We start from the raw sequence: 25625 nt of genomic DNA, 5'->3' as shown, positions 1-25625 counted from the left end.
GGGAGCTTACTGTTGTAGGCTGAAGCATGATCGTAAGGACATGTGGACGAAGCAGTAGTGAGAATGCCGGAATAAGTAGCGAGAGTAAAGTGAGAATCTTTACCGTCGAAAACCTAAGGTTTCCTGGGGAAGGTTCGTCCGCCCAGGGTAAGTCGGGACCTAAGCTGAGGCCGAGAGGCGTAGGCGATGGACAACAGGTTGAAATTCCTGTACTACCGTTAGCCGCTATTAGAGAAGTGGGGACGCAGGAGGATAAGTCAAGCGAGTGACTGGAAGAGCTCGTTCAAAGAAGGTAGACAGTTTGGTAGGCAAATCCGCCAGACGGTTCGAATATCTTATGAGGAGGGAAATTAGAGTACCGAAGTGACAGATTCCACGCTGACGAGAAAAGCCACTATCGAGGATGATGGTACCCGTACCGCAAACCGACACAGGTAGGTGAGGAGAGAATCCTAAGACGATCGGGAGAAGCGTTGTTAAGGAACTCGGCAAATTGACCCCGTAAGTTCGCAATAAGGGGTGCCTCAGCAATGAGGTCGCAGAGAATAGGCCCAAGCAACTGTTTATCAAAAACACAGGTCTCTGCTAAATCGAAAGATGAAGTATAGGGCTGACGCCTGCCCGGTGCTGGAAGGTTACGGGAATCTGTAAGTCGCAAGGCGAAGCAGTGAACTTAAGCCCCAGTAAACGGCGGCCGTAACTATAACGGTCCTAAGGTAGCGAAATTCCTTGTCAGGTAAGTTCTGACCCGCACGAATGGCGTAATGACTTGGGCACTGTCTCAACAACGTACCCGGCGAAATTGTAGTACTTGTGAAGATGCAAGTTACCCGCGACTAGACGGAAAGACCCCATGGAGCTTTACTGTAGCCTGATACTGGGTTTCGGTATTCTTTGTACAGGATAGGTGGGAGGCTTGGAAGTAGTGGCGCTAGCCATTATGGAGCCAATGTTGGGATACCACTCTAAGAGTACTGGAACTCTAACCAGAGTCCGTAATCCGGACTTGGGACAATGTCAGGTGGGCAGTTTGACTGGGGCGGTCGCCTCCCAAAAGGTAACGGAGGCGTCCAAAGGTTACCTCAGCACGGTTGGAAATCGTGCATCGAGTGCAAAGGCATAAGGTAGCCTGACTGCGAGACAAACAAGTCGAGCAGGTACGAAAGTAGGGCTTAGTGATCCGGTGGTATGAAAGTGGAATTGCCATCGCTCAACGGATAAAAGCTACCCTGGGGATAACAGGCTTATCTCCCCCAAGAGTCCACATCGACGGGGAGGTTTGGCACCTCGATGTCGGCTCATCGCATCCTGGAGCTGTAGTAGGTTCCAAGGGTTTGGCTGTTCGCCAATTAAAGCGGTACGCGAGCTGGGTTCAGAACGTCGTGAGACAGTTCGGTCCCTATCTGTCGCGGGCGCAGGATATTTGAAGGGATCTGTCCTTAGTACGAGAGGACCGGGATGGACGAACCTCTAGTGCACCAGTTGTCACACCAGTGGCACAGCTGGGTAGCCAAGTTCGGCAGGGATAAACGCTGAAGGCATCTAAGCGTGAAACCCACCCTAAGATGAGATATCCCACCGTAAGGGTAAGACCCCATGTAGACTACATGGTTGATAGGTCAGGAGTGTAAGTGCAGTAATGCATTAAGCTGACTGATACTAATAGGTCGAGGGCTTGACCAATTAAAACAGGTATTTATAAAGAGAGTCTTTATCATAGTTAAATCATCAATTCTTGTCAATATTACTTCATTATATAGTTTTGAGGGTATATAAGAAATCATTTAGACATTACTTCCGATTCGAGCGGGTGTTGACGAAACTAAGTCAACACATGAGCGAGATTAGCGGAAGTTAGGATAAAGGATTTCAAGACCCGATAATTAAATAGTCAAAAGTTGATAGGCAAAAGCCTTATCAATTAAATTTTCTGGTGATGATTACGAGAAGGTCACACCCGTTCCCATCCCGAACACGGCAGTTAAGCTTCTTAGTGCCGACGATACTTAGACGGTTGCGTCTTGGTAAAATAGGTAGTCGCCAGATTTATATTCCTCAATAGCTCAGTCGGTAGAGCATGCGGCTGTTAACCGCAGGGTCGTAGGTTCGAGTCCTACTTGAGGAGCTGAAAACAAGAGAACCTAAAAGGTTCTCTTGTTTTTTAATGTCCAGAAAATTATGGTATCCTACACTGCACCACAATTTCTCAAGGCAACAATAAAATAAAGTTTGCAAAAATCTTAATCGATTTTGTTTTATATTAAAAGTGTTAATAATCTTACATTTACAGAGAAAATAACAAACGGTTCAACAGGATTTGCAACAGACAAATGGAATAGATTTATCACATTTAATATAACTAAGCATAGGTACAATACATAATTATTATAAAATGATTTAACATAAACATAATATTTATTTAAATTTAGTTGATGATATTTTTGCAATAATTCTGGTATAATATAGAAAGCAAGTGAAATAAAAACCGAAAATAAAGAATGGAGCGGCTTAATATGACAAAATTCAATAAATCTGCATGGATGATTGTAAGTATATTTATTATTTTTTCTTTTATAAGTGGTTGCAGTTCAACTGGTGCTGACAAGAATGGTAAAACGGTAAAAGAGATGCAGAATACAAAGGTGCCTGGTACCAGTGATGGAAAAGCAGTGCAGACTCCTGCACAAAGTCCTGCACCGACGGTAACGCAAATTGCAACTCCATCAGATAAAAATTCTAAAAATATTCCAAAACCTGATAAACTCAGAGCAGTTTATTTCTCAGGATGGACTGCTGGAAGTCCTGATAGGATTAAGCAGGTTGTCGAGCTTGCAAAAACCACTGAATTAAATGCTGTAGTTATAGATATAAAGGATGATAAAGGTTTACTTAGCTACAAATCAAATGTGAAAGAAGTTATTGAAAACGGTGCAATTGAAGTAAAGTACGATGTAAAAAAGGTAATTGAACAGCTTCATGCAGGAAATGTTTTTGTTATAGCCAGATTGGTTTGCTTTAAAGATCCGATACTGCCCAAAAAACACACTGAACTGGCATTTAAGAAAAAGGATGGAAGTCTCTGGCGGGATAATGAGGGTAATTTATGGGTAAATCCTTTTAACAAGGCAGCATGGGATTATAATATAAAGATAGCACTTGAAGCAATAGATCTAGGATTTGATGGGATACAGTATGATTATGTGAGATTTTGTAATGATGGAAAAATAAAGGATATATATTTTGGGGAGAATTTTGACCCAAATACAAAATCAGATGCCATAGCTGAATTTCTAAAGAAATCGTATGAAGAAATTCATACAAAAAGGGGAATAGAATTATCAGCTGACGTTTTTGGAATTTCTGCAGTTGCCACAGCGGATGACAAAATTATCGGCCAAAACTGGGAAAAGCTAGCTCAACATGTTGATTACCTTTCACCTATGGTCTATCCGTCCCACTATGCTACAGTATTGCAGAATGGAGTAGGTCAGGAAATAAACGGAGTTAAATTTACTAAGCCGGATTTAGAGCCATATAATGTTGTATATCAGACTCTTCTATCAGGTAAAAAGAGATTAGAGAAAACGAGCATAAAAGTTAATATAAGAGCTTATTTACAAGCTTTTACTGCACCATGGATTGGAAAAGGCTATTATCAAAAGTATGGAACTGAACAAATAAAGCAGCAGATAAAGGCTGTGTATGATGCAGGTTATACTGAATGGATTCTATGGGATCCTGCTAATAAATATCCTTTGGATGTATTTGAAAAGAAATAGAATGATTTTTTAATGTCTAGGAAAATATGGTGTATTGTACAAAACCATTTCTTAGGACATCAACATTGCGAAAGCACTTCGTGATTTTGTTCTAAAATGTTTAAGACAAGGTATGCTTCTTGTGGAGCATACCTTGTTTCAATATTTAAGGGATTATGGTGTATTCTACAAAACCAGTTCTCACAACAATATCAAGGCTGCAAAATTACTTCTTAATTTTGTTCATATAGGAGACTTGTTCTTACAGCAAATTTAAATTTTCGTTGTAATAAGTATTTCTATATAATAAAATATTAGAGAAAAACAGCACTATATTAAATAGTAATTACAATTATCATATTTTGGAGGTAGGAATGTTACTAATCAAAAATAGCAGAATTATAACAATGGAAAATAATGATTTTGATTGTGGTTATATCCTTGTTGAAAAAGGAAAGATTATAGATATTGGGTCAATGGATAATTTCAATGAATTAAAGCTTGAAGAGACTTATTCAATTAAAACTGTTATAGATGCACAAAATAATTATGCGTTGCCTGGATTTATAGATGCACATTGCCATGTAGGTATGTGGGAAGATTCTGTAGGCTTTGAAGGTGATGATGGAAATGAGATGACCGATCCTATAACTCCTCACTTAAGAGCAATTGATGGGGTTTACCATATGGACAGGGCATTTATAGAGGCAAGAGAAGCAGGCGTTACTACAGTAGTAACAGGTCCGGGAAGTGCAAATGTTTTAGGCGGCCAATTCGCAGCATTAAAAACATATGGAAGAAGCGTAGATGAGATGATAGTAAAGGAGCCTGTAGCACTTAAGGCAGCCTTTGGGGAAAACCCAAAAACCGTTTACAATGAGAAGAGGCAGACTCCAATGACTAGAATGGCTACTGCAGCTTTACTGCGTGAAAGTTTGGCAAAAGCTAAAGAATATAAAAAGATGTTGGATGATTATAGTAATAACCCGGAGGAAAATGACAAACCTGAATTTGATATTAAAATGGAGGCCTTACTTAAACTTATAAATAAGGAGGTTCCATTAAAGGCTCATGCACATAGAGCGGATGATATTTTAACGGCCATAAGGATTGCAAAAGAATTTGATATTAGAATTACGATAGAGCATTGCACAGAGGGATACATGATTAAGGACCTTCTCTTAGAGGAAGGTGTAAAGGCTTGCTTAGGGCCTCTGCTGACTGATAGATCTAAAATCGAACTTAGGAATCAAAATATAAAATCGCCTGCAATATTATCAAATGCCGGAGTAGAGGTAGCAATAACAACCGACCACCCGTGTGTACCTATACAGCATTTAAGCTTGTCAGCTGCTATGGCTGTCAAGGCGGGAATGGACGGAAAAAAGGCACTCCAGTCAATAACAATAAATGCTGCTAAAATTACTGGTATTGATGACAGGGTTGGAAGTCTTGCTGTGGGTAAAGACGCAGATATAGTTATTTTTGATGGAAATCCTTTAGATCTAATGACAAAAGTCTTAATTACAATTATAAATGGTAAGCTGGTTTATGAAAGGGAAAAGAATGAAAAGCTTTAAAACTGTATCACAGGATGAAACTTGTGCACTTGGACGAAAACTTGGGGAATTATTAAAAGCAGGTGATGTTGTATGCCTGGTAGGAGATCTGGGCACCGGCAAAACTGCCTTTACAAAAGGAATTGCCGAAGCCCTTGGAGTTAGCGGGTACATAACAAGCCCAACATTTACGTTTGTAAATGAGTACCAGGGACAGATACCGATGTTCCATTTTGATGTTTACAGAATAGGTGAGCCAGAAGATTTGTTTGAAATAGGGTTTGAGGAATACCTCGAGCAGGACGCTGTTGTGGTAATAGAGTGGGCAGATATGATAAAGGACATACTTCCCTCTGAATATATATGGGTTGAAATAAAAAAGGATATTAACGCTGATTTTAACATAAGAATAATAGATATTCAGTTTATAGGAAGTAGATATAACAATATTAAAGGACTGTAATGCTGATTTTGAAAGGAAGATAAATTTGAAAGTATTAGCGGTAGATACATCGTCAACTGTCGCAGCTGTGGCAATAATAGATGATGAAGTGCTCTTGGGCGAATATTTTATAAACAATAGAAAAACTCATTCTCAAAAGCTTATGCCAATGATAAAAGAACTTATGGACAGTTTGGGGCTTACTCCTGAAGATATTGATATTTATGCTGCATCAGTAGGACCAGGTTCTTTTACAGGTCTTAGGATTGGAGTAACAAGTATAAAGGCCATGGCTTATGCTTTGGAAAAGCCTGTGATAAGTGTTCCGACTTTGGATGCTTTAGCATACAATGCACAGGATAGAAGTGCTGTAATATGTCCTATAATGGATGCTAGGAACAATCAGGTATATACTGCCCTTTACAGATTTGTTGATAAGGGGATATCGAAAGAATCAGAGTACATGGCATTACCTATTGAAGAATTAATGCATATGTTTGTAAATACAGGCAATAAAGTATGCTTTGTTGGCGATGGAGTTGATAGACACAGGGAATATTTACATAATGAGCTAGGTGAAAAATGCAGTTTTGCACCTCATAACCTTATTTTAAATAAGGCATCATCAGTCGCACAGTTAGCACTAACAGCCGCTAAAGCGGGCAAGCTTGAAAATCCTGTTGATATGGTCCCGTTTTATTTGAGAAAATCTCAAGCGGAGCAGGAATATGACAGAAGATGCGGAGATAAAACCCATGAGTGAGATAAAGGTTGTTCCTATGGCTTTGGAACATGTTGATGATATTATGATCGTGGAAAATTTAAGTTTTTCCATACCATGGTCAAAGGCTGCATTTATTGAGGAAATAACTAAAAACTCTTTTGCATATTATTATGCAGGAATGTTTGAGGGCAAGGCTATAGGATATGGCGGAATGTGGCAGGTTTTTGATGAGGGGCACATCACTAATATTGCTATCCATCCCGAGTTTAGAAAAATAGGCGTAGGCAGCAGTATTTTAGAACATATGATTGGAGAATCCATTAAAAAGGGCATACTGAGGATGACCCTGGAAGTCAGAAAAAGTAATGAATCTGCATTGAAATTATACCAAAAGTATGGTTTTGTTAATGAGGGAATCAGAAAATCATATTATGCAGATAATGGCGAAGATGCAATAATTATGTGGAAACATGAGATGAGCTTTAACATAAAAAAACAATAAAAAAAAGGATTTTTGTCTAATCTAGTTGAATATATAATTATAATAATCAGCTTATTTGTGATAATACATTCGCAAAGGGGGCAATTCCATGCCAGGCTTTGAAAGGTTGTCTTATGATAAACTCAGAAATGAGTGCGATCCGAGACAGTTTGATTTTAACAGCACTGCAGAACTCCAAACACTAGATGGTATAATTGGTCAGGATAGAGCTGTTAAGTCGATGGAATTCGGACTCAACATCAGGTTAAAAGGCTATAACATATATATGTCAGGCCTGACTGGAACAGGAAAAACAAGTTTTGCCATGAACCAAATAAAGAAAATGGCACTTAAAGAAAAAGTACCTGATGACTGGTGTTATGTATATAACTTTAATAAATCAAACCAGCCTATGGCATTAAATTTACCGGCAGGCTTGGGTAAGGTATTCCGCAAGGATATGGATGAGTTTATTAAAGCAATGAAGATAGAAATAGCTAAAACCTTTGAAAGCGATGACTATGAGAAAGAAAAAAATGATATTGTTAAGGAGTATCAGGATCAGAGGGATGAGCTGCTTGAGAAACTAAATCAGGATGCTGAAGCACAGGGGTTCAAGGTAAAGACTACCAATGCAGGCATTTACTTTTTACCTATAGTTGAAGGTAAAACCATAAGCGAGCAGGAGTATGGGGATCTTGAAGAAGGAATTAAGCATGAAATAAGTGAAAAATCAAATGTTTTGCAAATAGAAACTATGGAGATAATCCGCAAGATAAAATCTATAGAAAAAGAAGCTGAAGAAAAAGTCAGTGAATGGGAAAATAAAATTGCCTTATTTGCTGTAGGAATGCATATTAACGACTTAAAGGAAAAATATAAGGATTATTGTAAGATCAGTACATATTTAGATGAAGTTCAGGAAGACATATTAATAAATTTGAATGATTTCAGGGAAGAAGAAGTTCCTGAAGATCAACAGCAGATTCTTTTTCCTTGGCCTAAAAGCATAGGATCTTCCATAGACAAGTACAAGGTTAATCTTTTAATTGACAATAGTGAGCTTAACGGTGCTCCAGTAATTATGGAATCCAACCCTACCTACTACAATTTACTAGGAAGAATTGAATATGAAAATGAGTTTGGAACAATGACAACAGATTTTACACTCATCAAGCCTGGGGTACTTCATCAGGCTAATGGCGGGTATCTGGTTCTGCAGGCAAGGGATGTTCTGAATAATGTTCAATCATGGGAAGCATTAAAGAGGGTTATAAAAGAAAGAAAGATTATAATTGAAAACCTTAAAGAGCAGATGGGCCTGGTAGCTGTATCAGCCATAAAGCCTGAACCAATTCCTCTAAACGTTAAAATAATTTTGGTAGGTAGTGAACATTTGTATCAGGCTCTATATGACTATGATGAGGATTTTAAAAAGCTGTTCAAGGTCAAAGTTGATTTTGATGATATTATGGACAGAAATGCTGAAAATATAGCTAAGCTGGCACAATTTATTGCGGGCTTCTGTGAAAGGGAAAAATCACTGCATTTTGACAGGACAGGAGTTGCAAAAGTTGTTGAATATTGCTCCATGTTGGCTGAGGATCAGTTAAAGCTCACCACCAGATTAAATGATGTAATAGAAATTTTATGCGAATCTTCTACCTGGGCATCTATTGAGCAAAGTGAATATGTTACATCTGAGCATGTTAAAAAAGCTCATAGTGAGAAGGTATACAGATCAAACAGATATGATAAGCGGCTTTTGGAGATGGTTAAAGACGGTACAATACTTATAGATACCAGTGGTGAAGTAATAGGACAGATTAACGGCTTATCCATCATCGATGTGGGTGACTACTATTTTGGAAAGCCGTCCAGGATAACTGCCAATACATATATTGGTGAAAGAGGTATTGTTAATATCGAACGTGAAGTGGACATGAGCGGCACATCCCATTCAAAAGGTGTTCTCATATTAGGTGCGTATATAGGTGAGAAATATGCTCAGGATATGCCTCTTTCTTTGACAGCCAGCCTGTGTTTTGAACAGTTATACAGTGGGGTTGATGGTGATAGTGCTTCAAGTGCGGAGCTTTATGCCATACTTTCTAGCCTGACAGAGGTGCCAATTAACCAAGGAATTGCCGTTACAGGCTCTGTAAATCAGAAAGGTGAGATACAACCTATCGGAGGAGCTACAAGCAAAATTGAGGGCTTTTTCGAGATTTGCAAGGTGCGTGGACTGACAGGCAAGCAGGGTGTTATAATACCTCACCAGAATGTAAGAAACCTTGTATTAAATGATGATATTATTGAAGCTGTAAAAAAGAATAAGTTTCACATATATCCGGTAAAGTATATTGATCAGGGCATAGAAATTTTGACTGGTGTTAGTGCAGGAAAAAAGGACAGCAAAGGTGAGTATGCAAAGGGAACTATAAATTATATGGTTTATGAAAAACTTAAAAAATATGCTTTTAAAGCTGCGAACTTTGGAAAAGAAGAAGTTAAAAAAAGCGGTGCATCAAGAAAAGTGAAGGAAAGCTGATTTAAGAGCGACTGAAATATTAATTATTAACATTACTAGGTGTATAGTCAAATCAATAAATGCAAGCCCTAAACTTGAGAATTTCAGGTGAAGGGCTTTTGTTTTTAGGAATTATGGTATCATATTTGATATTAAATATAAATGACTTTGTTAAAAATTTTTAAAAAAAATTAAGTAATACAGCAATTTTCTAATTTATATGTTAAAATATAGCTGAACTTATTATGGGATATAATAATTCTAAAAAGCTTAATCAATAAACACAATTATAATAATTAATCGGGTTTTCATTATGAACATCAGAAAGATGACAGAGAATAAAATGTTTCTGGGTATTATTAACTTTATTTTGGTTGCAATAGTAGGATTATTTGACTTTATCACGGGGAATGAGGTCAATGTTACTATACTTTATCTTATACCCATATGTATTGTCACGTGGTACATTGGAGAAATACCGGGAATTGTAGCAGCAGATATTAGTGCAGGTGCCTATCTTGCTTCAGATTTGATAAATAAAAAATCTCAAAATTATGGCATTGTAGATATTTGGAATGCAATAATGTTTTTGGCGTTTTTTACTATAGTAGTTATAATTCTATCAAGGCTGAAGAAAACTTTGATTAGAGAAAAAAATCTGGCAAGGATTGATTTTCTGACAGACATATACAATCTTAAGGGGTTTTATGATTATGGTGCAAGGGAAGTTGACAAATGCAGAAGATATCTAAGACCCATATCTGTAGCATATATCGATTGTGACAATTTTAAGCAGATCAATGATACCTATGGTCATCAGACGGGTGATGAACTTCTTAAGGTGATTGCAGCTACGATTGTGGATAATGTAAGAATGACAGATTTGGCGGCAAGATTAGGCGGAGATGAATTTGCAATAATGCTGTCTGAAACTGGGCAGGAAGCTGTTAAGACTGTTATAGAAAGAGTTAGGAAAAACCTTCAGGCTAATGTACAGAATAAGAATTGGCCTGTTACATTTAGCATAGGGGTTGTTATTTTCAATAATGCTCCCGAGACATTGGATGAGGCTGTAAAGAAAGCAGATGAGCTGATGTACAAAGTAAAGAAAAACGGTAAGAACAAAGTGATTTTTGAGGTAATATAATAAGTGTTTATTTTTAAGCGTTTTGGGTATACAATATAAAAATGGATTATTGGATTATAAATATAGTAACTATTAAAATAAATAATTGATATTAACGGGAGGAGAATATAAATGCAGGAAATTAAGAAAAACATATACTGGTTAGGTTTAAAGGATTGGGAGCTTAGAGAATTCCATGGACATGAATTGTCAACTCATAGAGGCTCATCATATAACTCGTACTTTATCAAGGATAAGAAAAATGTTCTTATAGATACTGTTTGGTACCCTCATAAGGATGAATTTGATGCTATATTGGAAAAGGATATAGGCGGCATAGAAAATATTGATATGATCGTTATAAACCACTCCGAACCCGATCATGCAGGATGTCTGGGTCATATTATGTCAAAGAAACCTGATATTCCAATCTATTGCACCAAGCATGGGGCGGACATATTGAAGAAGCATTTTCACAAGGATTGGAATTTTAATATAGTTAAGACAGGCGATACTGTAAATATAGGAGAGTATGATCTTGTATTTGTTGAAATGAGAATGATACATTGGCCTGACAGCATGATGACTTATGTAAAGGGAGCAAATCTGGTTTTCTCCAATGATGCATTTGGCCAGCACTATTCGGCTGCAGGACTTTATAATGATGAAGTGGATAATTGCGAGCTTTATCAGGAAGCTATTAAATATTATGCAAATATACTTACACCTATGAGCGGGCTTATTAAGAAAAAAGTTGAAGAGGTCAGAGCTTTGAATCTACCCATTGACGTTATTGCACCAAGCCATGGTGTTTTATGGAGAGATAATCCTGTTCAAATTATTGACAAATATTATGAGTGGGCGAATGAATATCATGAAAATTCAGTTGTCATTATATATGATACAATGTATGATGCTACAAAGAAGATGGCTGAAGCTATAGGGGAAGGTCTTAGCAGAAATAATATAAAGTACAAATTGTTTAACTCAGCTATATCTGATGGCAGTGATCTTATAACAGAAATATTTAAGGCAAAGGGTGTTATTGTTGGAAGCTGTACCGTTAATAATACTGTTTTGTCTTCTATAGCAGCTATGTTAGAGGAAATAAAGGCACACAAATATAAAGGCAAAATCGGTGCTGGATTTGGCAGCTATGGTTGGAGCGGTGAATCTCCCAAGATCATTACAAAAGCTCTGCAAGATGCAGGTGTAAAAGTGGTTCTAGAGCCAATAAAGGTTGAATACCAGCCTACAGAAGATGATATCAAGAAGGCAATCGAATTTGGTGATAATTTTGCAAAGCATATGGGATAAAGTTTCCTGTAATATTGTCACGTTTTTAATATTCATTAGAATATTAGGGATAATAAGGAAGTCAAAGATGGACTTCCTTATTAAACTGTTTTAGGAGTAAATTATCTTGTATATTTGCTGGAGCTTCTCTACCATTGCCTTATGGTTGTTTGGAAGAATGGGCTTTACTATCTCTAATGTTTTTATTATTTCACTGGAGTTTGGTCCTCTATTATTATTGTTTAAATGCTGTTTTAGATTTCTGTATGTACTTCGGTAATTGTTGCTAATTGCAATTGATTCGTTTAGTACCTTTTTATATTTTGGTGGTGAGTAACTGGCAACTGTGTCTAGCATTTGATAAAAGGTGTCAATTTGGTTGGGTTTTACTTCGGAGTTTAAATCTACTTGCAAAGAAGCGTTTTTCAGATCAAGAAGCTTTTTTGCAGCATTCAAACCGTTAGATAAATTTTCTAGTGATCTTTTCCTATCCATAATTTATACCTCATGTCAACATAATAGCAAACCTTAGTCATGATCAAAAAATGACATATTTAATTTTGATTCTACAGTGTTATTTTATGTTAAATATTAATTATGTGTGATATATGTTAGGAAATTTCAAAAATTTCTTTGGTCAAATTTTTCGCCAAGAGCAGTAAAATCAATATTTCTGAAATTTCCAGTTGACTAGTGTTTTTTAGAAATAACTTCCCATTGTCAAAGACAAAATCCCGATGGTTTAAAGGGTTTTGAGATGATGAAAATCGGATGTTATTTTATTAGCCATTACTTATAGAATTATAGAATTTAAATTCTTTAATTGGACAAAATATATAACCGCAAAAAAATTATACTTGATAAAGGAAGTAGGGTAAATGCAACTTACAAGACTTAGAAAATGGTTGATTTTAATTAATATTTCAATATCTATATTTATGGCAACATTGGATGGAAGTATAGTAAATATTGCACTTCCAACTATGGCTGAAAAGTTATCAAGCAGTATCAGTTCAATTCAGTGGGTGGTAAACGCCTATTTATTAGCAATATCTGTATTGCTTCTGGTTTGGGGTAAATTGGCTGATATTTATGGAAAAAAGAAAATATTTATGATGGGGTTCATTATATTTTCTGTTGGATCAGGACTTTGCGGATTTTCAAACAGCCTTTTAATGCTGGTTATTTCAAGAGTAATTCAGGCAATTGGGGCTTCATCTATGATGGCACTTAGCCAGGGCATTGTAACATCTATTTTTCCTCCGGGTGAAAGAGGAAAAGCTTTTGGGATTACTGGTACTTCTGTTGCTATCGGCAGCCTTACGGGACCTACATTAGGAGGTATACTGGTTAAAGCTTTTGGATGGCATTCAATTTTCCTTGTAAATATACCTATCGGTGTAATTGGAATATTGTGTACATATCTTCTCATACCTGAGATTAAAGAGGAGCCGGAAAATAAAAGCTTTGATGTTATAGGTGCATTTCTTTTTGCCGGTTCTATATTATTGCTTTTTATGGCTTTTTGTTTTTACAGGATCAAAAGGTATCCAACACAGTATTTGCAATGATGCTTATTGCCGCACTGGTTTTAATGACAGCGTTTATAGTACATGAGAGAAGGGTAAGCTATCCGCTTCTCAATTTTGGCCTTTTTAAGATAAAGATATTTTTATTGGGAATAAGTACAGGATTCCTATCGTTTGTTTCACTAAATACGACTTTATACTTTATACCTTTCTATTTTGTGTATATTTTGAAATTCACCACTTTGAAAGCTGGCCTTCTAATGTCTGCATACCCACTAATGACGGCTGTAATCTCCCCATTTAGCGGCTGGCTGTCCGATAAAATAAGTTATAGGCCTCTAACTGTTATAGGCCTCATAATTAATGTAGTTGTGCTGTTTACCATATCAACATTTGGTACCAGCACTTCAATGGTCGAAATTATTTTGTTTATGGCTCTTTTAGGCATAGGCTCGGCAATATTTCAATCGCCAAATAACAGCAGTGTTATGGGAAGTGTTCCTAAAAACGAGCTTGGATCTGCAGGTGGAATAAATGCACTTTTTAGAAATCTGGGAATGGTTTCAGGAACTACGATTTCAGTTCTTCTTTTTTCATTTACCACAAAAATCAACATTAGTAAGTTTACTGGACAAAAGGCTGATTTTAACTCCGCTGTATTTCTAATGGGATTTCGTGTTGTTTTTATATTTGCCGCATGTGCATGCATTGCAGCACTTTTATTAAGTGTTGTTAGGATATCTTTAAAGAAACCCAAGTCCTAATTTTATGTTTTTATACAAAAAAAGCTGCAAAAGTTATGTGGAGTTATTATACTATTTTTAAGCATACAGCAGCCAAGCAGCATAGATCTATTGGCCCCCACGATGGGAATTCAAGGCTTAATTTCTTAAAATGTTTTGTTAAAAAACGAAATTTCTTGGAGGAATTATATATAATGCTAAATTTATAAAATAAAATATATAGTTACACTTTTAGATTATTTGTAGTATAATGTTTATGTTTATACAATAAACTTATATAGGTGATAAAATGAATAATAGCAAAATGAGCTCCATAATATTCAGAATTTTATTTCTGGTTACTCTTCCGTTGATAAACATAATTCATACAGCATTAAACAATTATAGAGGCAATGTTCATATATTAAGAACCCATTTAGATCTCATTATTCCATTTGAGAAGATTTTTATTATACCTTATCTTTTGTGGTTCTTTTATTTTGTGTCTGTATTGGTTTATTTTGCTTTTGTCGACAGAAAAAATTATTTCAGGCTGCTTTTTAGCATAATCCTGGGAAATTTCATTTGTCATATAATATACTATTTTTATCCCACGACAGTACCCAGGCCCGATGTAATGGGAAATGATATTTTTTCATACTTGGTAAGGCTTACCTATGCAAGCGATAATCCTTTTAACTGTTTTCCAAGCGTACATGTATTGAATGCCTTGCTGGCATCCATGTATTTGTTTAATTACGCTAAAAAAGCTGCGGTTAAATATTTTTCTGTTATTGCATTTGTGCTTATTACTTTATCTACATTGTTTGTAAAGCAGCATTATGTACTTGATGCAGTCGCATCTTCAATAATAGGTGTATCAATGTATGTATTGTTTACATCAGATTATATATGGAACACGCAATCCTTTAAAAGGATGGCGTATTTATTAGTTCCCGGTTTTGCAAAAAAATATTATGTAAAATAGATTTAATTTTAATGAATAATATTGCTATTTTTGTACAAAATCTTACTTAGAAACTAATATATTCTAGGTGAGGCTATTGTATGAGTAAAAGTAAAATATTAACCATCAAATGGATGCTGCTATATACTTATATTTTTTTAGCAGGTTTTGCAGTGGGTTACTGCCTTGTATTATTAAATATTATTTAGTGAGATTTACAGAATTTTAATACTAAATTTAAATAGAAAGAATAATAATTTTACTTGAAGTATTAATAAATAATTAACTGATTAACAGGCATTTCAAAAAGCTTAACCAATGATATTATAAATAAATACTTGTATAACGTATTTTTTGAAAGGTCTAAAGAAGAAGGGGAAAAAATGGAAGGTATACGTGAGAGTGTCAAACATGCCAAGAGGGTTGTTGTTAAGGTTGGAACATCTACTTTAACATACAATAATGGAAAAGTTAATTTTTCGAGAATAGACAAGCTGGCAAGAGTGATTTCAGATCTTATGAATCAGGAAAAAGAAATTGTTCTGGTCACATCTGGAGCAATTGGTGTTGGGGTCGGAAAGCTGAAACTTCCAGGGAAGCCGAAATCAGTAAGGGAAAAGCAAGCCGTTGCTGCAGTCGGGCAGAGTGAGCTGATGCAGATTTACAGCCGATTTTTTTCGGACTATAGCCATGTTGTAGGTCAAATACTTCTTACCCGTGATGTAGTTGAGAATGAATCTGGAAGAAAGCATGTTATTAACACGTTTGATACATTGATTGAAATGGGTATATTGCCTGTAGTTAATGAAAATGACTCAGTAGCGGTTGATGAGATAGAATCAGGAAAGCACAGGGTATTTGGTGACAATGATACATTATCAGCCATTGTAGCAAAGTTAGTTAATGCAGACCTACTAATCATTCTGTCTGATATTGATGGATTTTATGACTCCGATCCTAAAGAAAATCCTAGCTCAAAGCTGATTTCGGTTATTGAGAAGATCAATGCTGAGGTGGAAAAATGTGCTGGGGGTGCAGGAACAAGCAGAGGAACCGGAGGTATGGTGACAAAACTTCAAGCAGCTAAAATCACTATGAACGCCGGCATCGACATGGTACTTATCAATGGCCAAAAACCGGAATTGATAATGGATGTTCTTGAAGGAGCAGAAATAGGTACTCTTTTTAAAGCTGATATCCTTGCATTATGAGGAACGACCAAATAAACAATTAATTTGTTATAACGTTTAATCAAATATTAAAGCACCGGGACTGTTTATAGTACCGGTGCTTGTTATATTATTGACTTTTCAATTATTTTATTGCTGAGGCTGATTTTGCTCTATAGCATTTATTGTATCAGTAGTGGTATCAGTATTATTTGTGGTATTGGTATTATCAGTTGTATTGTTCTCGCCTGAATTTGTATCTGTAGTATTAACGGGCTCATTGGTAGTACTATTTGACGGAGGACCGCCATGTATTGTACAGTAGCTTACAGGTGCTTCATACTTCCAGTCACTAGGATATGGATCTGCAGCTCTTGCCTTATTATATGGAACTTTTCTCTGAACAAAAACACTTTCTATAAGAGAGCTTTGAGGACATCCAGGTCCAAAAAGGTTATTCCTGCCAAAACCGTCCTTGCTGTCCTTACAAACCTGTTTAGTTACGTGCACATCGCAAGTATCTCCGCTTTTTGGCTCGGTACCTGGAAGGAAATACTCTTCAATAACGGCATTACCTCTCGGGTCTCTTGCACAAAGGTCGGAAGGGGTTTTGCCGGAATATCTGCAAACTGTTCTTTTTATTACAGCCGTGGATTGTTTAAATTCTTTTGGCTTAAGGTTTGCATGAGCTTTTTCCATTACCTCATGCCAGATAATAAGTGCCTGGTTGTATTCTTCAGGTGACAGCTTTGAATTCTTATCATAGCCATACCATGTTGCACCCACATAATATGGTGTATATCCAACAAACCATTTATCCCTATTGTCACTCGTAGTTCCTGTTTTACCCGCTGTGGCAATCTTACCCTTCTGGATAAGGCCCAGCCCTTTTGTTGATGCAGTCCCTATTCTACATACGTCTTGCATCATTCTGGTCATGATGAAAGCAGTACCTTCATTATCATAAACCATTGTACTCTTTGACTTTTTCTCAAGAAGAACATTACCGTCTTTATCCAATACTTTGGTATAGGTTATAGGGTCCCTGTAAACACCATCATTAACAAAAGGAACATATGCAGCTGCCATCTTAAGTGTATTTACTCCCTCATGAAGTCCTCCCATAGCTATGGATAAATTACCGTCATTTTCTTTATTTAGATTTATTCCATTCCTTGCAAGATACTTTAAAGATAAAGAAGATCCAAGTTTGAGCCATGTTTTTGCAGCGACGACATTTATGGATTGATACAATGCTGTATGGATTGTAGTGAGCCCGGAATAATACCCTTTAGTATAGTTGGTAGGGTACGGACTTTTACTTGCAGGGTTTAGGTAAGATGGTGCATCGTCAAAAACTGATGCTGCGGTTATCAATTTCATATCAATTGCCGGGGCGTAATCAGCTATAGGCTTGAATGTGGAACCAGGCTGCCTTTGTATCTGAGTAGCCCTGTTTAATATAAGGTCGCCTGTCTTCTGGCCATAACCGCCATAAAGGGCCTTAACCTGACCTGTGGAAGGATCCATTATAACCATGGCAGCTTGCGGATGCTGCAGGTTTCTTTTTATTATCGGAAAGTATTTGTCGTTTGTAAACACTTCATCCATGCCCTTTTGAATATCAGGGTCCATAGTAGAGTAAATTTTGATACCGTTGCTGTAAATTGTCTTGTCTGCTAATTGGGGCGACATGCCTGAGGCTATAAGGTCTTTTTTGACATCGATAATTACCTGATCTACAAAAAAGCTTTGTGTTTTGACCGTTTTAATCTTATTTTTGTCAGACGCAACAAATTTCAAGTCTTCTTTTAATGCCTGCTGATACTGCTGCTCAGTTATGCTACCCGACCTTTTCATCTCGAACAGAATGTTTTTTTGACGTTCAATGTTCTTTTTTATATTTTTTTCAGATACAGGTGCGTAAATTCCTGGAAGATTAGTTATTCCAGCAAGGCTTGCACACTGTGCCAGAGTGAGATCCTTGACACTCTTTCCGAAATAAACCTGAGATGCAGTTTCAACTCCATAGTAATTACCACCCATGTATATAAGGTTCATGTAAAGGTCCAGTATCTTTTCTTTTGAAAGATGCTTTTCCAATTGAATTGCCATATATTGTTCCTGAACTTTTCGCTTTAAGGTCCTTCTTGTATCACCTGTAATATTCTTAACAAGCTGCTGGGTGATGGTACTTCCCCCATGCATATTTCCACCGGGTTTCAAGAAATTGAAAACGGCACTTGATATACGAATAAGATCTATTCCCTTATGATCATAAAAACGTTTGTCTTCAATAGATATTAAAGCATTTCTCAAATTGTCAGGTATGCTGTCATGTTCAACCAATATTCTATTTTGTTCACCTTTTAACTGCATAATCTCATTACCTTTTGAATCATACACAAAAGAAGTAATATTTTTAAGATCTAATTGTTCAGGCTTTATTGGTGTTGTAGTTTTTATATAACCGAAGATCAGACCTCCTAAAATTCCAGCAGCAGCAAATGAGACCAATAATAAGGAAATAAATAAAATTTTTAAAACTGTAGTTATAAATATAAATAACTGACCATGCCGTTTTTTAGTTCTTGTAGAAGAACCCGTAACGGCTTTTGTTTTCGGATCCATGTTACCCTCCTAAGCTTAATAAAACTAAAATAGTTTATAAATATTAAAATGATTAAAAACAGCAATGTGCTTTTAATCCTAAATTATTATAACATAAAAAAAATACATTTGCTAAAAAATTAATGTACTGTGGTGTTAGTCAAAAAACATAATTTTTGCACTAATGTAGTATAAATATATTTTTGCCAATAACTGCATTATTTATTATATGTTTTGTAATAAACAATTATATTTATGTGTGGAATTTACAGCGTCTCTAAAATCCTAAACTTATCCATGCAAAAATGCCGGTGTCATCAGGGCAAACCGGCAGAATATGGTATGTTTGACTGTATGAAGGGCAATCAGATTGCTTAAAAGAATATGTATATTAATTTTTACACTAGAACTGTATTATCTCAAATTATAATTACCCAGTATTTTTAATCTTCCAAGCTCTTTTATTATGATATCGTATAAGTTGAGATCAAGCGTATTGCATATGGATGTAAGGTAAAAAAGATTTCTTCCTACTTCTTTTTCTATAATGTCCCTGCAGCTATCACATAATTTTCCTTCTAGATGGGATTTCATAAGTTTTTTCAGTTCTTCAATATCTCCATCGGTTTTATGGTTTTGTTTTTTTGCATGGATTTTAATACAACCGCATTGAGTAACGGCCTTAACTATTGTTCTATTAATACGTGCATTTGTATCCTGAAACTTTGTTATTTGGTCAATAATACTTTTATTTCTAACAAGAAGGTCTGAAACTGTATATTGAAACTCGTCCATCAACATGTCTTTCAATATATATCACTCCTTTGATTAAGAATAGTATATAATTTTTTAGAAAAGATATTTTGGAACTTTATACTGGATTAACATTTTAATATGGAAAATGCGATTAGTAATAAAAAATATTTAACTTCCGCACTCACTTAAATTATAATTCCTATATTGGGCCTTTGTCAATGGAAATGGATAATATACCCTCTAGGTCAAAATCAGGTACATACTTGGAATCAGCTGAGTCTCTTTCCTGTATATAGCCGTTGGAAAAGTCAAGTTTAATAAAATGATTTAAAACTCGTTCATATTCTTTTCTAATTATCCTTCTATCAATTTCAGGATGCAAATGGGAGTTATAAAATGGAGTATACTGGCTCATAATGCTTACTACAATATCGTCTGAGGGAAGATTTGCTTTTATAAAGTCCAGTATTTTGATTGATTCTCCTGTCATGCCGGGGAGAACTAGATGCCGAATAACAACCCTTTTTGTATCATCCCATCATCATTAAATACTGCTTTACCTGTTTGACGATACATCTCTATAACTGCATTTGTGGCTATGTTAAAATAGTCTTTTGCATTGGAATACTTCATAGAAGATTCGTTCCTAAAGTATTTTATGTCAGGCAGGTAAATACTTACAAGGCCTTCAAGCTGCTTTAAGCTTCCAATGCTGTCATAGCCGTTGGTATTGTAAACAATAGGTATTTTTAAGCTTTTTCCAAGATTTTTTATGCATTCTGCTATTGTATAAATATAGTGTGAAGGGCTCACAAAGTTTATGTTATGGGCACCTTTTTGCTGAAGGTCTAAAATTATTCTTTCAAGGTCTTCGGTAGATATTACCTTACCAAAGTTCTCCTGGCTGATTTTATAGTTTTGACAAAAAACGCACTTAAGATTACAGCCTGAGAAAAAAATGGTGCCTGAACCATTTACGCCGCTTATACAAGGCTCTTCCCATTTATGGAGAAATGCTTTTGCAATTTTAACATGGGAGCCGGCATTGCATTTTCCGGATGATTTGGTTCTATCAACCATGCATGTTCGAGGACACATAGTACAAGATGAATAGTTATATTCCATAAGGCACCTCCTTTTTCAATTTGATTTTGGGGTTTTGTTATTGGTCAATATTTTACATTCTATATGTTTTGCAATAATCATTTTACATTTTTAATATAGAGTAAAATCTTTTTCGTAACATATATACTTTACAATATTATCAAATAAAATTATAATATGACTAAAGATAACAGGAGTCAAGCAGTATATTTTATCATTTTTTGCAGTTTATACGAAATCCGGGATTTTTTAACCTGTTTCTGTAATTATTCAATCATTCCTAAATAAGGAGCGAATCATGAATATTAGCGGTATTACATATGCAAATAAAAAAAACGTAAAGCTTAGAAGGACTATAATTGTATCAGTGATTATATTGATATTTTTGATTTTGATAGGGGTTTTCAGTATCTCAGCTTATGTGGGATGGTCTTTGATACATCCTGAAAGGAGGGACTTACCGAAGTTTTCATCTAATATAGTTATTGAATATGAGGATGTCCAATTTAAGGATATCAATAAGGCTATAACATTAAAGGGCTGGTATTTTAAAGCAAAGGGCAGTGACAAGACAATTATCATGGCTCATGGATATACAAATAACAGGCTTCAGTTTAATGAAAAAACCCTTGATATGATAAGTGGATTGCAATCTAAAGGTTTCAGCGTATTGACATTTGATTTCAGGAATAGCGGCATCTCAGGCGGGGATAAGACAACCATAGGAATTAATGAAAAGGATGATTTGCTTGGTGCCATAAAATATGTGAAATCCACTGGAGGAAAGCATATTGTGCTTATGGGATTTTCCATGGGTGCTTCAACAGCAATACATACGGCTGCTGAAAGTCCTGATGTAGAAGCCGTAATAGCAGATGCACCTTTTGCTGACCTCGATACATATCTTAGGGAGAATTTAAGCGTTTGGAGTTCTCTGCCTAAGTTTCCTTTCAACAACACCATTCTTCTTATGTTGAAATTGATGGCGAATTTGGATCCAAAACAGATGACACCGAAAAAAGATATTGAAAGTGTGGCACCAAGACCTGTAATGCTTATTCATGGTAAGGAGGATGATGCCATACCAATTAGGAATAGTGAAGAGATTTATAATGCATACGTTGGAATAAACAAGGATAATATAATCTTCTGGAAGGTTGACGGAGCTAAACATCTTGGCAGCTACGAGAAGGATACCAAAGTGTATATGAAAAATATATATGAGTTTCTGGGGAAACTATATGGAAAAAAATAGACCCGACTATTCATTTCAATGTATCAGCGACTTTATATTTGCTGAATCCAAAATATTATACCCTTCGGATATAATACTGGTTCCTGGAAGTGATTGTATGGAACTGGCTGTAAGAGCTGCAGAGCTTTATAATGAAGGCCTGGCACCGTTTGTATTAATATCTGGTGGCTTTAACCCTATAATACCTGATTATGCTTCAGAGAGTGAATTTTTAATGAATTCTGCTGTTTCAAATGGGATATGCAGCGAGGCTGTTATACTTGAGAGTGAAGCTGGGAATACTTTTGAAAATGCTGTTTTTTCGTGGAAAATAATAGAACAAAGGGGCTTAAAACCTAAAAGGTGCATATTGGTTTGCAAGGCTTATCACTCAAGAAGAGCTCTTTTGACATATCAGGCACGATTCCCGACAAACATTGAATTTTGTATTTCAACAGTTGAGGATTACAAGAAGATTAACAAGCAGAACTGGTTTCTAACTGATTCAGGTATTAAAACGGTAATGACGGAAGTCGTTAAGATAGGTAAGTACTTTAACGAGGAAATAAAGTCATTGTACGAAAAAGAAAGGTTGCAAAATCCCAGGTGATTTTGTTTTAATAATCTATGATGCTTCTTGAGCTTCCAACTTCTTCACAAACAATGACACCAGCTTGGGGTCGAATTGTGTGCCGCTTTTAGCTTTTAGCTCAGCTAAAGCCTCTTCATGTGACAGTGTATCTCTATATACCCTTTTAACAATCATTGCAGAGTATGAGTCGGCGATTTGGACAATACGCCCTTCAAGGGGTATATTGTCACCCGATAAATTCCCTGGGTAACCGGTGCCATTCCAGTACTCATGATGATGTTTTACACCATTCATTATTGTTTCTGGCAGGTTCAAATGATTAAGTATACTTATACCATAATCAACATGGTTTTTCATGACAGAATATTCTTTATCTGTCAACTTGCTTGATTTTCTTATTATATCACTGGATATAAGTGTCTTTCCAATATCATGGAGCCATCCTGACGTATATATGTCACCAACTGTTTGAGAAGGAAGGTTAAGCTCAATAGCAAGTACTGACGCATAATATGCAGTATATCCGGAATGAACGAAGGTGTACATATCCTTTTCAGCTAGTACATTTAAAAAGTCATAACCAGCATCTGTTAAAATTGGAGGCTCTTGCTTTGTGTAGATGCTGCCTCTTATATTTTTGAACTTATTCATAAACATATTTTTGTCTGCATTATTAAGAAGCCTTTCAATACTTGTATTCCTGTCATTGTGTGAATGTGATTCCCCGATTGCAAAAGAGAGCCTTATTGGATCTATTTCAGGATCGAGTATAAAAAGTTTATTTTTTAGAGTATTGTAAATCCTGCGGCTAAGAAGACCGGGGAGTATATTAGCGTCTTTTATAAGCACAATAAACTCGTTTCCGCCCATCCTTCCTATGATACTCTCATATTCCTGGGTTTCAACCTTTAAAACTTGTGCTACCTGAATGAGTATCTTGTTGCCTGCTGAGTAACCATATGTATTGTTAATCTGCTTAAAACGGTCGGTATCAATTATAAGAAGTATTACGCTTGAACCATGGAATAGCCACTTTTGACCTGTTTCAATAGCATGGGACATTGTTGCAGTAGGTGTAAGTGAGTCAGAAATACTAAGTAAACGAAACTTGTCTCTTTCAGATATAAGGTAACGGAATAGTCTTGCGATGACAGTTATGTATATGGCAGAAAAAAGAATTCCCTGTCTGATTCCCGAAACTTGTTCGGCTGGACGGAATTCCTTCATGTAATCTATTTGGAAAAATAGAATAAGGCTTAAAAATACTACCGATACCACATCTGTAAGTAATATTGAGTAAATTATTGATAGAGAAACCGAATCGGTAATAACGCCTCTAAAATAATTTATATCAAACTTAAATATATTTATGTTAATAACATAAATGATAAATGCAAAAAAGGCTAAAATGTATTTAACCGGTTTGTATCTTGTACATAAGTTCCAGTACTTACTGGAAAAAATTAAAATACCAAAAGGCAATGTCAATGTCAGGAACAATATCCTTCCGCTCCAAAAAATCGGTTTAATGGCTAAATACAATGATAAAAATATAAAGAATATATCCATCTTGTGTTTGCAGATATCTGATAGAATTTTGGAATTAAGAATAAACCTGTACAAGACTAACCTCCCGAGTAACGAATTGAAATCAATTTATGCATTTATCTCTTTCATATATATCTTTTTTGCAGTTCATTTACCATTAACCTTAATGCTTTACCCCTGTGGCTAATCATGTGTTTCATTTCTGATGCCATCTGTGCCGTTGTCATTTGGTACTCCGGTACATAAAATATGGGATCATAACCAAATCCGTTAGCACCTTTAGGTTCATGCGAGATATACCCTTCACATGTTCCTTTAACTGTAAAGCTGGTTCCATCAGGAAATACTACGGCTATGACACATACAAAACGTGCACCACGCTTATCAAAAGGCACGTCGTTAAGCATATTCAACAGCTTTTTGTTTTTTTCTTCATCAGTTGCATTTTCTCCCGCAAATCTTGCAGAATAAATTCCGGGTGCACCATTTAGAAAATCAACCTCAAGGCCGGAATCATCCGCCATAACAATTTCACCTGTAATACGGTTTATCTCTCTTGCTTTAATCAATGCATTTTCTTCAAATGTTGAACCGGTTTCCTCAATATCTAAATTTATACCCACTGATTCCATTGATAAAACTTCATATGGAAAGTCTTTCAATATTTCAGATATCTCATTGATTTTTCCCTTATTCTTAGTTGCTACTATGAACTTTTTCATCTTTTGTTATTCCCCCGATATAGTTGGTTAATGGCCCTAAAGCACTTTTTTGAATGTCAATGAGCTTTAGTATACCGGACTCTGAAAGCTTCAGGAGCTTATCTAACTCGTTCCTGCTGAAGGGTGCCTGTTCACCAGTGGCCTGAACCTCAATAAACTTACCTGAACCAGCCATTATAACGTTCATATCCACGGTTGCCCTTGAATCTTCTTCGTAGCAAAGATCAAGCATTTCATGACCAAATACTATACCTACGCTTGTTGCAGCAACATAATCCATAATTGGTGTTTTGGTAATTATGCCATTATCTATTAAATATTTACATGCCTCAACAGTAGCAACGAAAGCACCTGTAATGGAAGCTGTCCTTGTACCTCCATCAGCTTGAATAACATCACAATCCAATGTTATTACTCTTTCACCTAAAATATTGAAATTTATTACTGATCTTATAGCTCTGCCTATTAATCTCTGAATTTCCTGAGTTCTTCCGTTAAGCTTAAGTTTACTTATATCCCTGGCGTTTCTGGTTTGGGTGGCACGTGGCAGCATAGAATATTCTGCAGTCAGCCAGCCTTCACCTGAGTTTTTTTTGAAGGGTGGAACTTTATCATCGATAGAAGCAGTACAAATTACTTTTGTATTTCCAACTTCGATTAAAGCAGATCCCTCTGCATGTTTTATATAGCCTCTGGTTATTTTCACAGGACGAAGCTGTGCATCATTTCTACCATCCAATCTCAATGGTGTCACTA

Annotated in this window: 22 protein-coding genes, 1 tRNA gene and 2 rRNA genes (1 of these 25 only partly in view); 17 read left to right on the top strand and 8 right to left on the bottom strand. The window is 36.0% G+C overall.

Annotated features, from left to right (window positions below; translation table 11 throughout):
- The 11 genes from Bccel_RS11555 to Bccel_RS11505 all read left to right on the top strand — a co-directional run.
- A 23S ribosomal RNA gene (locus Bccel_RS11555) occupies positions 1 to 1683 on the top strand (it extends 1364 nt beyond the left edge of the window).
- 246 nt (positions 1684 to 1929) lie between these two features.
- Positions 1930 to 2046 (top strand): 5S ribosomal RNA (gene rrf / locus Bccel_RS11550).
- Positions 2047 to 2052: 6 nt separating this feature from the next.
- Positions 2053 to 2125 (top strand) — tRNA-Asn (locus Bccel_RS11545).
- A 388-nt stretch (positions 2126 to 2513) separates the two neighbouring features.
- Complete coding sequence (locus Bccel_RS11540) at positions 2514 to 3779, top strand: putative glycoside hydrolase (protein ID WP_050753397.1); 1266 nt, start codon at positions 2514 to 2516, stop codon at positions 3777 to 3779.
- Between the two features lie 353 nt (positions 3780 to 4132).
- Entirely contained in the window at positions 4133 to 5338 is a 1206-nt protein-coding gene (locus tag Bccel_RS11535) for an amidohydrolase (protein ID WP_036941578.1), read from the top strand.
- The gene (gene tsaE, locus Bccel_RS11530) at positions 5325 to 5780 is read left to right on the top strand and encodes a tRNA (adenosine(37)-N6)-threonylcarbamoyltransferase complex ATPase subunit type 1 TsaE (protein WP_036941581.1); all 456 of its coding nucleotides are present in this window, start codon (positions 5325 to 5327) and stop codon (positions 5778 to 5780) included. Before Bccel_RS11535 ends, tsaE begins: the two co-directional genes overlap by 14 nt.
- A gap of 25 nt (positions 5781 to 5805) precedes the next feature.
- Entirely contained in the window at positions 5806 to 6522 is a 717-nt protein-coding gene (gene tsaB / locus Bccel_RS11525; protein ID WP_036941584.1) for a tRNA (adenosine(37)-N6)-threonylcarbamoyltransferase complex dimerization subunit type 1 TsaB, read from the top strand.
- Positions 6488 to 6985, top strand: coding sequence for a ribosomal protein S18-alanine N-acetyltransferase (rimI, locus tag Bccel_RS11520; protein WP_050753396.1), 498 nt, complete (start codon positions 6488 to 6490; stop codon positions 6983 to 6985). Before tsaB ends, rimI begins: the two co-directional genes overlap by 35 nt.
- An 88-nt stretch (positions 6986 to 7073) precedes the next feature.
- Positions 7074 to 9515, top strand: coding sequence for a Lon protease family protein (locus Bccel_RS11515; RefSeq protein ID WP_036941589.1), 2442 nt, complete (start codon positions 7074 to 7076; stop codon positions 9513 to 9515).
- Positions 9516 to 9807: 292 nt separating this feature from the next.
- Positions 9808 to 10641, top strand: coding sequence for a diguanylate cyclase (locus Bccel_RS11510; protein ID WP_050753395.1), 834 nt, complete (start codon positions 9808 to 9810; stop codon positions 10639 to 10641).
- 111 nt (positions 10642 to 10752) lie between these two features.
- Complete coding sequence (locus tag Bccel_RS11505) at positions 10753 to 11937, top strand: flavodoxin domain-containing protein (RefSeq protein ID WP_036941592.1); 1185 nt, start codon at positions 10753 to 10755, stop codon at positions 11935 to 11937.
- Positions 11938 to 12027: 90 nt separating this feature from the next.
- Here Bccel_RS11505 and Bccel_RS11500 read toward each other — a convergent pair whose 3' ends face one another.
- Entirely contained in the window at positions 12028 to 12411 is a 384-nt protein-coding gene (locus tag Bccel_RS11500; RefSeq protein ID WP_036941594.1) for a hypothetical protein, read from the bottom strand.
- A gap of 383 nt (positions 12412 to 12794) precedes the next feature.
- Between Bccel_RS11500 and Bccel_RS11495 the strand changes: the two genes are divergently transcribed.
- The 4 genes from Bccel_RS11495 (at position 12795) to proB (ending at position 16345) form a co-directional block, all read left to right on the top strand.
- The gene (locus Bccel_RS11495; RefSeq protein ID WP_050753394.1) at positions 12795 to 13487 is read left to right on the top strand and encodes an MFS transporter; all 693 of its coding nucleotides are present in this window, start codon (positions 12795 to 12797) and stop codon (positions 13485 to 13487) included.
- Positions 13484 to 14209: an MFS transporter gene (locus Bccel_RS11490; RefSeq protein ID WP_050753393.1), complete on the top strand. Its 726-nt coding sequence runs from the start codon at positions 13484 to 13486 to the stop codon at positions 14207 to 14209. Before Bccel_RS11495 ends, Bccel_RS11490 begins: the two co-directional genes overlap by 4 nt.
- 268 nt (positions 14210 to 14477) lie before the next feature.
- Positions 14478 to 15155, top strand: a complete 678-nt coding sequence (locus tag Bccel_RS11485; RefSeq protein WP_050753392.1) for a phosphatase PAP2 family protein — start codon at positions 14478 to 14480, stop codon at positions 15153 to 15155.
- A gap of 362 nt (positions 15156 to 15517) precedes the next feature.
- Positions 15518 to 16345, top strand: coding sequence for a glutamate 5-kinase (proB, locus tag Bccel_RS11480; protein WP_036941600.1), 828 nt, complete (start codon positions 15518 to 15520; stop codon positions 16343 to 16345).
- A gap of 108 nt (positions 16346 to 16453) precedes the next feature.
- Here proB and Bccel_RS11475 read toward each other — a convergent pair whose 3' ends face one another.
- From Bccel_RS11475 to Bccel_RS11465, 4 genes are all read right to left on the bottom strand, one after another.
- The gene (locus Bccel_RS11475; protein WP_036941604.1) at positions 16454 to 18934 is read right to left on the bottom strand and encodes a transglycosylase domain-containing protein; all 2481 of its coding nucleotides are present in this window, start codon (positions 18932 to 18934) and stop codon (positions 16454 to 16456) included.
- 393 nt (positions 18935 to 19327) lie between these two features.
- Positions 19328 to 19723, bottom strand: coding sequence for a nucleoside triphosphate pyrophosphohydrolase family protein (locus Bccel_RS11470; protein ID WP_036941607.1), 396 nt, complete (start codon positions 19721 to 19723; stop codon positions 19328 to 19330).
- 145 nt (positions 19724 to 19868) lie between these two features.
- Positions 19869 to 20159, bottom strand: coding sequence for a radical SAM protein (locus tag Bccel_RS31450; protein ID WP_242857009.1), 291 nt, complete (start codon positions 20157 to 20159; stop codon positions 19869 to 19871).
- An 11-nt stretch (positions 20160 to 20170) separates the two neighbouring features.
- A complete protein-coding gene (locus tag Bccel_RS11465) occupies positions 20171 to 20794 on the bottom strand; it encodes a radical SAM protein (protein WP_242857008.1) in 624 nt (207 codons plus the stop codon).
- Between the two features lie 277 nt (positions 20795 to 21071).
- Here Bccel_RS11465 and Bccel_RS11460 point away from each other — a divergent pair, with 277 nt between their 5' ends.
- A complete protein-coding gene (locus Bccel_RS11460; RefSeq protein WP_036941612.1) occupies positions 21072 to 22028 on the top strand; it encodes an alpha/beta hydrolase in 957 nt (318 codons plus the stop codon).
- Positions 22015 to 22617 carry a YdcF family protein gene (locus Bccel_RS11455; RefSeq protein WP_036941615.1) on the top strand — a complete coding sequence of 201 codons (603 nt, stop codon included), beginning with the start codon at positions 22015 to 22017 and terminating at the stop codon, positions 22615 to 22617. The genes Bccel_RS11460 and Bccel_RS11455 overlap by 14 nt, the downstream gene beginning before the upstream one ends.
- A gap of 15 nt (positions 22618 to 22632) precedes the next feature.
- Here the strand turns inward: Bccel_RS11455 and Bccel_RS11450 are convergent, their stop codons facing one another.
- Genes Bccel_RS11450 through rph form a run of 3 tightly spaced genes read right to left on the bottom strand, consistent with a single transcriptional unit; the run spans position 22633 to position 25614 of the window.
- Positions 22633 to 24222 (bottom strand): bifunctional diguanylate cyclase/phosphohydrolase, encoded by a 1590-nt coding sequence (locus Bccel_RS11450; RefSeq protein ID WP_036941618.1) that lies wholly within the window; start codon positions 24220 to 24222, stop codon positions 22633 to 22635.
- A 50-nt stretch (positions 24223 to 24272) separates the two neighbouring features.
- Positions 24273 to 24869: an XTP/dITP diphosphatase gene (locus Bccel_RS11445; protein ID WP_036941621.1), complete on the bottom strand. Its 597-nt coding sequence runs from the start codon at positions 24867 to 24869 to the stop codon at positions 24273 to 24275.
- The gene (gene rph, locus Bccel_RS11440; protein WP_036941624.1) at positions 24844 to 25614 is read right to left on the bottom strand and encodes a ribonuclease PH; all 771 of its coding nucleotides are present in this window, start codon (positions 25612 to 25614) and stop codon (positions 24844 to 24846) included. Before rph ends, Bccel_RS11445 begins: the two co-directional genes overlap by 26 nt.
- Positions 25615 to 25625: the final 11 nt, after the last annotated feature.

It is taken from the genome of Pseudobacteroides cellulosolvens ATCC 35603 = DSM 2933 (genome assembly GCF_001262605.1).
Taxonomy (GTDB): domain Bacteria; phylum Bacillota; class Clostridia; order Acetivibrionales; family DSM-2933; genus Pseudobacteroides; species Pseudobacteroides cellulosolvens.
This window is presented reverse-complemented; position numbering and strand designations above follow the sequence as displayed.